Source organism: Pseudomonas sp. B21128, assembly GCF_044218865.1.
Lineage (GTDB): Bacteria > Pseudomonadota > Gammaproteobacteria > Pseudomonadales > Pseudomonadaceae > Aquipseudomonas > Aquipseudomonas iridis.
The window spans coordinates 4,681,406-4,693,353 of the sequence record NZ_CP162590.1 but is presented as its reverse complement, the minus strand read 5'-3'; the positions used below and the strand labels follow the sequence as shown (position 1 = coordinate 4,693,353).

General features: G+C 60.0%; 9 protein-coding genes. 4 read left to right on the top strand and 5 right to left on the bottom strand.

The window, feature by feature from the left end; genetic code table 11:
- Position 1: 1 nt before the first annotated feature.
- The 5 genes from AB4P91_RS21025 to gloB form a co-directional block, all read right to left on the bottom strand.
- Positions 2-1,075: a microcin C ABC transporter permease YejB gene (locus AB4P91_RS21025; RefSeq protein ID WP_150596621.1), complete on the bottom strand. Its 1,074-nt coding sequence runs from the start codon at positions 1,073-1,075 to the stop codon at positions 2-4.
- Between the two features lie 4 nt (positions 1,076-1,079).
- A complete protein-coding gene (locus AB4P91_RS21020) occupies positions 1,080-2,921 on the bottom strand; it encodes an extracellular solute-binding protein (RefSeq protein ID WP_150596620.1) in 1,842 nt (613 codons plus the stop codon).
- Entirely contained in the window at positions 2,918-4,750 is a 1,833-nt protein-coding gene (locus AB4P91_RS21015; RefSeq protein WP_395603580.1) for an extracellular solute-binding protein, read from the bottom strand. The genes AB4P91_RS21020 and AB4P91_RS21015 overlap by 4 nt, the downstream gene beginning before the upstream one ends.
- Positions 4,751-4,973: 223 nt before the next feature.
- Positions 4,974-6,437, bottom strand: a complete 1,464-nt coding sequence (locus AB4P91_RS21010) for a transglycosylase SLT domain-containing protein (RefSeq protein WP_395603579.1) — start codon at positions 6,435-6,437, stop codon at positions 4,974-4,976.
- A gap of 99 nt (positions 6,438-6,536) precedes the next feature.
- The gene (gene gloB / locus AB4P91_RS21005; RefSeq protein ID WP_150688617.1) at positions 6,537-7,304 is read right to left on the bottom strand and encodes a hydroxyacylglutathione hydrolase; all 768 of its coding nucleotides are present in this window, start codon (positions 7,302-7,304) and stop codon (positions 6,537-6,539) included.
- Between the two features lie 66 nt (positions 7,305-7,370).
- Here gloB and AB4P91_RS21000 point away from each other — a divergent pair, with 66 nt between their 5' ends.
- From AB4P91_RS21000 to AB4P91_RS20985, 4 genes are all read left to right on the top strand, one after another.
- Positions 7,371-8,129, top strand: coding sequence for a class I SAM-dependent methyltransferase (locus tag AB4P91_RS21000; protein ID WP_150595435.1), 759 nt, complete (start codon positions 7,371-7,373; stop codon positions 8,127-8,129).
- Positions 8,130-8,220: 91 nt separating this feature from the next.
- A complete protein-coding gene (gene rnhA / locus AB4P91_RS20995) occupies positions 8,221-8,682 on the top strand; it encodes a ribonuclease HI (RefSeq protein WP_150595434.1) in 462 nt (153 codons plus the stop codon).
- A gap of 135 nt (positions 8,683-8,817) precedes the next feature.
- The gene (gene dnaQ / locus AB4P91_RS20990) at positions 8,818-9,576 is read left to right on the top strand and encodes a DNA polymerase III subunit epsilon (RefSeq protein WP_150595433.1); all 759 of its coding nucleotides are present in this window, start codon (positions 8,818-8,820) and stop codon (positions 9,574-9,576) included.
- 112 nt (positions 9,577-9,688) lie between these two features.
- Positions 9,689-11,944 carry an Orn/Lys/Arg decarboxylase N-terminal domain-containing protein gene (locus AB4P91_RS20985; RefSeq protein WP_395603578.1) on the top strand — a complete coding sequence of 752 codons (2,256 nt, stop codon included), beginning with the start codon at positions 9,689-9,691 and terminating at the stop codon, positions 11,942-11,944.
- Positions 11,945-11,948 lie beyond the last annotated feature (4 nt).

Sequence of the window (11,948 nt, the reverse complement as noted above, 5' to 3'; positions counted from 1 at the left end):
CTCAATGCTCCCGGCTTTCGAAGTCGATGCGCGGATCGACCAGGGTGTAGGTGAGGTCGCCAATCAGTTTCACCACCAGCCCCAGGAGGGTGAAGATGAACAGGGTGCCGAACACCACCGGGTAATCGCGGTTGATCGCCGCTTCGAAACTCATCAGACCGAGGCCGTCGAGCGAGAAAATCACCTCGACCAGCAGCGAGCCGGTGAAGAAGATACCGATGAACGCCGACGGAAACCCGGCGATCACCAGCAGCATGGCGTTGCGAAAGACATGACCGTAGAGCACGCGGTGACGGGTCAGGCCCTTGGCCTTGGCGGTAACCACGTACTGCTTGTTGATCTCGTCGAGGAAGCTGTTTTTGGTCAACAGCGTCATCGTCGCGAAGTTGCCGATCACCAATGCCGTCACCGGCAGCGCCAGGTGCCAGAAGTAATCAAGGACCTTGCCGCCCAGGCTCAATTCGTCAAAGTTGTTCGAGGTCAGGCCGCGTAACGGGAACCAGTCCAGATAACTGCCGCCGGCAAACACCACGATCAGCAGGATTGCGAAGAGGAACGCCGGGATCGCGTAACCGACGATGATCGCCGAACTGGTCCAGATATCGAAGTGACTGCCGTGTCGCGTGGCTTTGGCGATCCCCAGCGGGATCGATACCAGGTACATGATCAGCGTGCTCCACAGCCCCAGCGAGATCGATACCGGCAGTTTTTCCTTGATCAGGTCGATGACCTTGGCGTCGCGGAAGAAGCTGTCGCCAAAATCCAGCGACGCGTAGTTCTTGACCATGATCCACAGACGTTCCGGGGCCGATTTGTCGAACCCGTACATGTGCTCGATTTCCTTGATTAGCGCCGGGTCTAGGCCCTGTGCACCGCGATAGGCGGAACCGGCCACCGACACTTCGGCACCGCCGCCGGCAATGCGGCTGGTGGCGCCTTCGAAGCCTTCGAGCTTGGCGATCATCTGCTCGACCGGTCCGCCGGGCGCCGCCTGAATGATCACGAAGTTGATCAGCAAAATGCCGAACAGGGTCGGAATGATCAGCAACAGTCGCCGAAAAATATACGCCAGCATCTGATTACTCCGTGCCCGCAGGGTCGGCTTGCAGTTTGGTTTCGACTTCTATCGCCGGTTTTGCGTCGGGTTTGACCCACCAGGTATTAATCCCGATGTCGTACTTGGGCGAGACTTTCGGGTGGCCGATGTGGTTCCAGTACGCGACGCGCCAGGTCTTGATGTGCCAGTTGGGGATCACGTAATAGCCCCACTGCAACACGCGGTCGAGCGCGCGGGCATGGGCCACGAGACTTTTGCGCGTATCGGCGTTGATCAGGTTCTCGACCAGTTGATCGACGATCGGATCTTTCAAGCCCATGGTATTGCGGCTGCTCGGCTTGTCGGCAGCGGCACTCATCCAGAATTCGCGCTGCTCGTTACCCGGCGAATTGGACTGCGGGAAACTGCCGACAATCATGTCGAAATCCCGCGAACGCACGCGGTTGATGTACTGCGAGACGTCGACACGGCGAATCACCAGATCGATGCCCAGGTCGCTGAGGTTGCGCTTGAGCGGCAGCAGCACGCGTTCGAAGTCGGTCTGCGTCAGCAGAAATTCGATGACCACCGGTTTGCCGCTAGCGTCGACCATTTTGTCGTCGACGATCCTCCAGCCAGCCTCTTGCAGCAGTTGATAGGCCTCGCGCTGTTGGGTGCGAATCATGCCGCTGGCGTCGGTCTTCGGATTCTCGAAGGCTTCGCTGAACACCTGCGCCGGGAGTTTGCTGCGAAAGGGTTCAAGGATCGCCCGCTCCTCGGCGTCGGGCAGGCCAGTGGCGGCCATTTCCGAGTTTTCGAAATAACTGCGGGTGCGCACATAGGCGCCGTTGAACAATTGCTTGTTGGTCCATTCGAAGTCGAGCAGCAGCCCCAGCGCCTGACGTACCCGCACATCCTGGAACACCGGGCGGCGCAGGTTGAAGACGAAACCCTGCATGCCGGTCGGGTTGCCGTTGGCGATCTGTTCCTTGATCAACCGGCCTTCGGTGACGGCCGGGATGTTATAGGCGTTGGCCCAGTTCTTCGCGGTCATTTCCAGCCAGTAATCGAATTGACCGGCCTTCAACGCTTCGAGCGCGACGGTGTTGTCGCGGTAGTAATCGGTGGTCATCGTGTCGAAGTTGTAAAAGCCGCGATTGACCGGCAAGTCCTTGCCCCAGTAATCCTTGACCCGCTCGTAGCGCACCGAGCGCCCGGCCTTCACTTCGGTGACTTTGTACGGGCCGCTGCCGAGCGGAATTTCCAGGTTGCCCTTGGTGAAATCGCGCCCGGCCCACCAGTGTTTGGGCAGCACCGGCAACTGGCCGAGGATCAGCGGCAGTTCGCGGTTGTTGGCGTGCTTGAATTTGAACAGCACTTTCAACGGATCTTCTGCGATCACTTCGGCGACGTCATTGTAGTAGCCGCGAAACATCGGTGAGCCTTCCTTGGTCAGCGTCTCAAAACTGAACACGACGTCGTCGGCGCGTACCGGGTGGCCATCGTGGAAGCGCGCTTCGGGGCGCAGGTAAAAACGCACCCAGCTGTTGTCCGGGGCCTTTTCTATCTTGCCGGCGATCAGACCGTATTCGGTGAACGGTTCGTCAAGGCTGTGCTTGGTCAGCGTGTCGTAGATCTGGCCGATGTCTTCGGCAGGTACGCCTTTGCTGATGAACGGGTTGAGGCTGTCGAAGCCGCCGGACCCGGCCTGGCGAAAAGTCCCGCCTTTGGGCGCGTCGGGGTTCACGTAGTCGAAATGCTTGAAGTCGGCCGGGTATTTCGGCGGCTCGTTGTACAAAGTCAAGGCGTGCTGCGGGGCGGCAAACGCCAGCCCGGCAAACAGCAAGCCGCTGGCCTGCACCAGCAGGGCGCGGATCGGTTTCATTGATCTTTCTCCGAAGACTTCAGCCACCATGCGCTCAGGCCCAGGGTGTAGGGCGGCGTGGTGACAAAGGCCAACCGGTTGCGGTAGGCCAGGCGATGATAATTGAGGTACCAGTTGGGAATGCTGTAGTGCTGCCAGAGCAGTACACGGTCGAGGGCCTTGCCGGCGGCGACCTGCTCGTCGCGGGTGCGCGCGGCGAGCAATTGTTCGAGCAAGTGATCGACCACCGGATTGGCGATGCCCGCGTAATTCTTGCTGCCCTTGATCCCGACCTGGCTGGAATGGAAGTACTGCCATTGCTCAAGACCCGGGCTGAGGGTCTGGTTGAGCGTCATCAGGATCATGTCGAAGTCGAATTGATCGAGGCGTTGTTTGTACTGGGCGCGATCCACGGTGCGCAGGCGCGCGTCGATACCGATACTTTTGAGGTTCTCGATATACGGCTGGAGGAGGCGTTCCAGGTTCGGATTGACCAGCAACAGCTCGAAGCGAAATGGCTGGCCAGCGGCGTTTTGCAGGCGTTGGCCATTGAGCTTCCAGCCAGCCTCGGCAAGCAACGCCAGGGCCTTGCGCATGGTGTCCCGAGGAACGCCGCGCCCGTCGGTCTGCGGCAGGGTGAACGGCTCGGTAAACAGCTTCGCTGGCAGTTGCTCCTTGTACGGCTTGAGCATCAGCCATTCGTGCCCGACCGGCAGGCCGCTGGCGGAGAATTCGCTGTTGGGGTAGTAACTGGTGGTGCGCTTGTACGCATTGCTGAACAGCGCGCGGTTGGTCCACTCGAAGTCGAACATCAGGCCCAGCGCTTCGCGAACCCTGGTGTCAGCGAAGGTCGCTCGGCGGGTGTTCATGAACAGGCCCTGACTCTGGGTCGGGATCTGATGCGCGATCTGCGCCTTGATCACCTCGCCACGGCGCACGGCCGGGAAGTTGTAGCCGTTGGCCCAGTTCTTCGCCTGATGCTCGATGTAGATGTCGAACTCGCCGGCCTTGAAGGCTTCGAACGCGACGTCGCTGTCGCGGTAGAACTCGACTTGCATGCGATCGAAATTGTACTTGCCGCGATTGACCGCCAGGTCTTTGCCCCAGTAATCCTTGACCCGCTCGAAGATCAACTGGCGCCCCGGCGTCACCGACGTGATGCGGTACGGGCCGCTGCCCAGCGGCGGTTCGAAGGTGGTGGCCTTGAAGTCGCGGTCTTTCCAGTAGTGTTGCGGTAGCACGGGTAATTCGCCCAGGCGCAGAATCAACAGCGGGTTACCTGAGCGCTTCATCACGAAACGAATGCGCTGCTTGTTGAGGATGTCGACCCGCAGCACTTCCTGCAGCGCGGTGCGATACAGCGGATGACCTTCCTTGAGCAGCAATCGGTAGGAGAACGCCACGTCGTAGGCGGTGATGGGTGTTGCGTCGTGGAAGCGTGCTTCCGGGCGCAGATTAAACACCACCCAGCTGCGATCTTCGCTGTACTCCACCGATTGCGCGATCAAGCCGTAGCTGGATGCCGGTTCGTCACCGGACGGCGAATACTGGCCGGTGCCGACCATCAGTGGTTCGTTCAGCTCGTTGATGCCGTACTGGAGGAAATTCCCTGTGGAAACCGGGCTGGTGCCCTTGAAGGTGTACGGATTGACCGTATCGAAGGTGCCGAACGCCATTACCCGCAACGTACCGCCCTTGGGCGCTTGCGGGTTGACCCAGTCGAAGTGGGTAAATCTGGCCGGGTACTTGAGCGTGCCGAATTGCGCATAACCGTGACTTTCGGTAATCGTCGCGCTTGCGGGTGAGCTCAAGGCCAGGCTGATCAGGAGCAGGAGGAGGGGACGCTTCAAGTCAGATCTGATCCAGGCGGCTTGGGCTTTGTGGGCCGTACAGTAACAGCTTGTCTGGACAGGAAAAAGATAGCGGGTTAATGGGCTGTTAATCCTCTTGCCGAAGAACCCCTCACCCTGACCCTTTCCAGAAGGGAGAGGGGATGGATCTACCAGTCACCCCGCGTTCAAGCCAGACACCCGTCGAAAGAAAGCCCCTGAAATTCAGGGGCTGTTTTATCAATCAATGCGGCGAATAAACCGTGAGCATCTGCCCTGGCTTCAACGCCTTGCCGGCACCCGGATTCCAGCGTTTGAGATGTTGCATCTCAACGTTGAAACGCTTGGCCACCACATACAGGGTGTCGCCGCGCTTGACCTTGTACTGGGTCTGCTGGGCGCTCTCGGCCTTGCCTTTGGTTTTGCTGTTCGCCGCCATGACGGTGTTGACCCGGCCACTCTTGCGCGAAGGGCTGCGCTTGGTGTTGTCCTGCATCACCAGGGTCTGACCGATCTTGAGGTTCTTGCCGGTCAATTTGTTCCAGCGTTGCAGATCCTTGACTTCGACCTTGTTGGCCTTGGCGATGGTGCCAAGGTTGTCGCCGCGCTTGACGCGATAAGCGCGCTTGAGTTGCGCCACTTCGGCAGGATCGGCACCTTCGAACACCGGTTTCAGCGAACGCGGGCTGATCAATTCGTCAGGGCGCATGGTTTGCAGGCTGGCGGTCAGCAGTTGCGCCTTGGACGTCGGCACCAGCAAATGCTGAGGCCCGTCGATGGTCGTGCGCTGCTTGAACGCCGGGTTGAGCTGGAACAGCTCGTCTTCGTCGATGTTGGCCACCGCAGCGACTTTCGACAAGTCCATGCGCTGGTTGATTTCGACGACCTGGAAATACGGTTCGTTGGCGATCGGGTTGAGATTCACCCCGTAGGCTTCCGGCGCCAGGACCACTTGCGACAGGGCCAGCAGCTTTGGCACGTAGGCCTGAGTTTCCGCTGGCAGCGGCAGGTTCCAGTAGTCGGTTGGCAGGCCGAGCCTTTCGTTACGCTCGATCGCGCGGCTCACTGTGCCTTCACCGGCGTTGTAGGCCGCCAGTGCCAGCAGCCAGTCACCGTTGAACATATCGTGCAGCCGGGTCAGATAATCCATTGCTGCGGTGGTCGAGGCAGTGATATCCCGACGGCCATCATAAAAACGGGTCTGACGCAGGTTGAAGTAACGGCCGGTGGAAGGAATGAATTGCCAGAGACCTACCGCATTGGCCCGGGAATAGGCCATCGGGTTGTACGAGCTTTCAATCACCGGCAGCAGGGCCAGTTCCAGCGGCATGTTGCGTTCTTCGAGGCGTTCGACGATGTAATGGATATAGAGACTGCCGCGTTCGCCGGCGTTCTCGAGAAAAGAGGGGTTGCTGGCAAACCACAGGCGCTGCTGCTCGATGCGCGGGTTCACGCCCAGGCCTTCCTGCAACTGGAAACCCTGGCGCATGCGCTCCCAGACATCCTGGGGAACCTGTGGGCTGGGCTTCTCGGTCAGCCAGATCGGCTTCTGCTTGGCTCGCGCAGCAATGTTCGGCGTATGGGTCGCTTCAGGCTGCGGGGCGTGGCTGGAACAGCCCGCCAGCGTGGCAGACACCGCCACCGCGATGGCTTGCGCCAGGCGGGTCAACGCATCTGAATTGACGGACTTACGTATGGATGACGACATTGGCTGGAAGTAAGTTCCGGGCAAAAATGTCGGGCGATTCTAGAAAGTGCACCCCTTGCGGTCAACCATTCAGAATTTTTGTATCGGGCCATGTGGCTCTTAGAACGTATCTTTCCATGCCCGCAGAGCCGCAAAAACCTCACTCGGGCCCCGGTTTTGAGCGCCGTCCCGTTCGTCCACTTTTTGTGTAACCAATGTTTCAGTGGTGCGCAAAAACGGATTTGTGAGCTTTTCGAGTGCCAGGGTCGATGGCAGGGTCATGACCCCGTTCTGCCGTTGCCGGGTGACTTTTTCCAGACGGGCGGCAATGTCTGCGTTGCCCGGCTCAACCGCTGCGGCAAACTTGAGGTTGCTCAGGGTGTATTCGTGGGTGCAATAGACCAGCGTATCTTCAGGCAGCGCGGCGAGCCGGCCGAGCGAGTGGTGCATCTGCTCAGGCGTGCCCTCGAACAAGCGGCCACAACCGGCGGCAAACAGCGTATCGCCACAAAACAGCAAGCCGTGGTGATAATAGGCAATGTGGCCCAATGTGTGACCGGGCACCGCGTAGACATCGAAGTCCCAGCCGAGCACGCTGACGCTGTCGTTGTCCTCGAGCGCCACGTCCCGTGCCGGAATGTTTTCGCTGGCCGGGCCGTACACGGTAGCGCCGCTGGCCTGCTTCAGGCGTTCGACGCCGCCGACGTGATCGTGATGATGGTGGGTAATCAGGATATCGCTCAGCGCCCAGCCAGGATGGGCGTCGAGCCACGCCAGCACGGGCGCGGCATCGCCCGGATCGACCACCGCGCAGCGCTGGGTACGGTGATCCTGTAACAACCAGATGTAGTTATCGGTGAACGCGGGCAGGGCACTGATCTGTATCATCGTCGGAATTCGCCAAGCGGAAAACATTGGCGCATCTTAGTAGTTCCTGGCGCGTTGGAGAATGACATGACCGATAAAGCGTTCGCTCAGGCAGATCCCGACTGGCTGGCGTTGATCAGCGCCGCCCGTGAATGGCTGTCGGGCCCGCTCGGGCAATTGCTGCTGGATGAAGAGCGGCGCATGCTCGAAGACGAACTGGGCCGGTTCTTCGGTGGCTATCTGGTGCACTACGGCCCCTCGGCCGAAACCCCGCCGTCAGCGCCGCAAGTGCAGCGCAACGTGCGGCTCGGTGCGCCGTTGCCGGGTGTCGAGATTGTCTGTGAAGAGCAGGCCTGGCCATTGAGCGAGCACGCCGCCGACGTGGTGGTGATGCAGCATGGTCTGGATTTCTGTCTGTCACCTCACGGCCTGTTGCGCGAAGCGGCGAGCAGCGTGCGCCCTGGCGGGCATTTACTGATTATCGGCATCAATCCCTGGAGCACCTGGGGCCTGCGCCATGCATTTGCTCACGATGCCTTGCGCAAGGCACGCTGCATCTCGCCATCTCGGGTTGCCGACTGGCTCAATCTACTGGGCTTTGCGCTGGAGAAACGCCGCTTCGGGTGCTATCGTCCGCCGCTCGCGTCGCCCAAGTGGCAGGCCCGTCTGGCCGGCTGGGAACGCAAGGCCGGTGACTGGCAATTGTCGGGAGGCGGCTTCTACTTATTGGTGGCGCGCAAGATTGTGGTCGGGCTACGCCCACTGCGTCAGGAGCGTCGCGAGCCGATGGGCAAGCTGATTCCGCTGCCGATGGCCAAGGTCAACCGCCGCCGCATCGAACCGTAAACCCTTCTTTTATAGTGGCCGGACTTGCTTCGGCCGCGGCCATCGTCGATCCGCGATTGGCGAGGCACGCATTTTTTCTGGATAGATTGGCATGAGCGAAAGCGTCGAAAGCGTAGAACTGTTCACCGATGGCGCCTGCAAGGGCAATCCCGGTCCGGGCGGCTGGGGCGCCTTGCTGGTGTGCAAGGGCGTCGAAAAGGAATTGTGGGGCGGCGAAGCCAACACCACCAACAACCGCATGGAACTGCTCGGCGCGATCCGTGGCCTCGAAGCCTTGAAGCGGCCCTGTGAAGTGCTGTTGGTGACCGACTCGCAATACGTGATGAAGGGCATCAACGAATGGATGGTCAACTGGAAGAAGCGCGGCTGGAAGACAGCTGCCAAAGAGCCGGTGAAGAACGCTGATCTGTGGAAAGAACTGGACGAGCAGGTCAACCGCCACAAGGTCACCTGGAAGTGGGTCCGCGGGCACATTGGTCATCACGGTAACGAGCGCGCGGACCAGTTGGCTAACCGTGGTGTTGATGAGGTTCGCGGGTACAAGCAGAGCTGATTTTTTCCAGTTTCACCGTGGCGCCCATTCGCGAGCCTGCTGGCGAAGAACGATAACGCGCCAAGGCAGATACATCCCGTGAGCGTGTTAAGATCCGCGTTTTTGCCCGATTGACCCGTTGAGAGCTGAGCACTGATGGCCACCAGATCCGTTGTACTCGATACCGAAACCACCGGCATGCCGGTGACCGATGGTCACCGGATTATCGAAATCGGTTGTGTCGAACTGATCGGTCGGCGCCTCACGGGCCGGCATTTTCACGTCTACCTGCAACCGGATCGGGAGAGTGACGAAGGCGCCATCGGCGTCCACGGCATCACCAACGAATTCCTTGTCGGCAAGCCACGCTTTGCCGAAGTCGCTGATGAGTTCTTCGAGTTCATCAAAGGCGCGCAGCTGATCATCCACAACGCGGCGTTCGACGTTGGCTTCATCAACAACGAATTCGCCTTGATGGGTCGACAGGATCTCGCAGACATCACGCAACACTGCTCGATCCTCGACACCTTGATGATGGCCCGGGAGCGTCATCCGGGTCAGCGCAACAGCCTCGATGCGTTGTGCAAACGTTATGGCGTCGACAACTCCGGCCGTGAACTGCACGGCGCTTTGCTCGACTCCGAGATCCTCGCCGACGTCTACCTGACCATGACCGGTGGCCAGACCAGCCTGTCGCTGGCCGGCAACGCCTCCGACGGCAATGGCACGGGCGAGGGCTCGGACAACTCCGCTACCGAGATTCGCCGCTTACCGGCTGATCGCCAGCCAGCACGGATTATTCGTGCGACTGAAGATGAACTGGCTGCGCATCTGGTGCGGCTGGAGATCATTGCCAAGTCGGCCGGTGGCCCGGCGTTGTGGACACAGATTGCCGAGGCTGACGCGCAGGCTTGAAGATCCAGAGGTCGCGGTGCTGACAACTGGCCACCCTCGCCACTTTCGCTGCAACCCTCTACCCTGAATGCATTGGCGGATTCGAATCCGCCGCCTCAGGACACTGAGCCCCATGTACAAAGATTTGAAATTTCCGGTGTTGATTGTCCATCGTGATATCAAGGCCGACACGGTCGCCGGCGATCGTGTCCGAGGCATTGCCCGGGAGTTGGAGCAGGAAGGTTTCAGTATCGTTTCGGCCACCGACTACGCGGAAGGGCGTCTGGTGGCTTCGACCCATCATGGTCTGGCATGCGTGCTGATTGCCGCCGAGGACGCCAGCACGGACTCGCATCTTTTGCAGAATATGGCCGAACTGATCAGCCTCGCCCGGGTGCGGGCGCCGGATCTGCCGATCTTTGCCTTGGGCGAGCAGGTCACTCTGGAAAACGCCCCGGCCGACGCCATGGCCGAGCTCAATCAACTGCGCGGCATCCTCTACCTGTTCGAAGACACCGTACCGTTCCTGGCCCGGCAAGTGGCGCGGGCGGCGCGCAAGTATCTCGACGGCTTACTGCCGCCGTTTTTCAAAGCGCTGGTGCAACATACCGCCGACTCCAATTATTCCTGGCACACCCCCGGCCATGGCGGCGGCGTGGCGTATCACAAGAGTCCGGTGGGGCAGGCGTTTCATCAGTTTTTCGGTGAAAACACTCTGCGTTCCGACTTGTCAGTGTCGGTGCCCGAACTCGGTTCGCTGCTCGATCACACCGGTCCGCTCGCCGAGGCGGAAGCCCGCGCAGCACGCAATTTCGGAGCCGACCACACCTTTTTCGTGATCAACGGCACCTCGACCGCCAACAAGATCGTCTGGCATTCGATGGTCGCTCGCGATGATCTGGTGTTGGTGGATCGCAACTGCCACAAGTCGGTGCTGCACGCGATCATCATGACCGGCGCGATCCCGTTGTACCTGTGCCCGGAGCGTAATGAACTGGGGATTATCGGCCCGATACCGCTGAGCGAATTCAGCCGCGAATCGATCCAGGCCAAGATCGACGCCAGTCCGCTGACCAAGGGGCGAGCGCCGAAGGTGAAACTGGCGGTGGTCACCAACTCGACCTACGACGGGCTCTGTTACAACGCCGAACTGATCAAACAAAGCCTGGGCAATAGCGTTGAAGTGCTGCATTTCGACGAGGCCTGGTACGCCTATGCGGCGTTTCACGAGTTCTTTGCCGGGCGCTATGGCATGGACACTTCGCGCAGCGAAGACAGTCCTCTGGTGTTTACCACCCATTCCACTCACAAGATGCTGGCGGCGTTCAGTCAGGCCTCGATGATTCATGTGCAGGACGGCGGCGCGCGGCAACTGGATCGTGATCGTTTCAATGAAGCATTCATGATGCACATTTCGACCTCGCCGCAGTACAGCATCATCGCCTCGCTGGACGTGGCTTCGGCGATGATGGAAGGCCCGGCCGGGCGCTCGCTGTTGCAGGAAACCTTCGACGAAGCCCTGAGTTTTCGCCGTGCGCTGGCCAATCTGCGCCAGCACATTGCGGCGGATGACTGGTGGTTTTCGATCTGGCAGCCGCCGGGTGTCGAAGGGGTCGACCGCGTGCACACCGAAGACTGGCTGCTGAAGCCCGACGCCGACTGGCATGGTTTCGGCGAGGTCAGCGACGATTACGTCTTGCTCGATCCGATCAAGGTCACGCTGGTGATGCCGGGCCTGAACGCCGGTGGCGCGTTGAGCGAGAAGGGCATCCCGGCGGCGGTGGTCAGCAAGTTCCTCTGGGAGCGTGGGCTGGTGGTGGAGAAGACCGGGCTGTATTCGTTTCTGGTGTTGTTCTCCATGGGCATCACCAAAGGCAAATGGAGTACGTTGCTCACCGAGTTGCTGGAGTTCAAGCGCAGTTACGACGCTAACGTCAGTCTGGCGACGTGTCTGCCGTGTGTCGCCCAGCAAGATACCGCACGCTATCGCGGCATGGGCCTGCGGGATTTGTGCGATCAATTGCACGCCTGTTATCGCAGCAACGCCACCGCCAGGCATCTCAAACGCATGTACACGGTACTGCCGGAAATCGCCATGAAGCCGGCCCACGCATACGATCATCTGGTGCGCGGTGAAGTCGAGGCGGTGCCGATCGACGAGCTGGAAGGACGGATTGCCGCCGTGATGCTGGTGCCGTACCCGCCGGGCATTCCGTTGATCATGCCCGGTGAGCGCTTTACCGAGTCGACTCGCTCGATCATCGACTACCTGAAATTTGCCCGCACGTTTGATAGCAGCTTCCAGGGTTTTGTGGCGGATGTGCATGGCCTGCAACATGAAGACGAAGGCAATGGGCGGCAGTACACCGTCGATTGCGTCAAGGAATGAGGAG

Excerpts from the sequence above, each read along its gene's own strand:
- dnaQ (WP_150595433.1), top strand. The coding sequence starts at position 8,818 with ATGGCCACCAGATCCGTTGTACTCGATACCGAAACCACCGGCATGCCG.
- AB4P91_RS21010 (WP_395603579.1), bottom strand. The coding sequence starts at position 6,437 with ATGTCGTCATCCATACGTAAGTCCGTCAATTCAGATGCGTTGACCCGC.
- AB4P91_RS21025 (WP_150596621.1), bottom strand. The coding sequence starts at position 1,075 with ATGCTGGCGTATATTTTTCGGCGACTGTTGCTGATCATTCCGACCCTG.
- AB4P91_RS21020 (WP_150596620.1), bottom strand. The coding sequence starts at position 2,921 with ATGAAACCGATCCGCGCCCTGCTGGTGCAGGCCAGCGGCTTGCTGTTT.
- AB4P91_RS21000 (WP_150595435.1), top strand. The coding sequence starts at position 7,371 with ATGACCGATAAAGCGTTCGCTCAGGCAGATCCCGACTGGCTGGCGTTG.
- AB4P91_RS20985 (WP_395603578.1), top strand. The coding sequence starts at position 9,689 with ATGTACAAAGATTTGAAATTTCCGGTGTTGATTGTCCATCGTGATATC.
- gloB (WP_150688617.1), bottom strand. The coding sequence starts at position 7,304 with ATGATACAGATCAGTGCCCTGCCCGCGTTCACCGATAACTACATCTGG.
- rnhA (WP_150595434.1), top strand. The coding sequence starts at position 8,221 with ATGAGCGAAAGCGTCGAAAGCGTAGAACTGTTCACCGATGGCGCCTGC.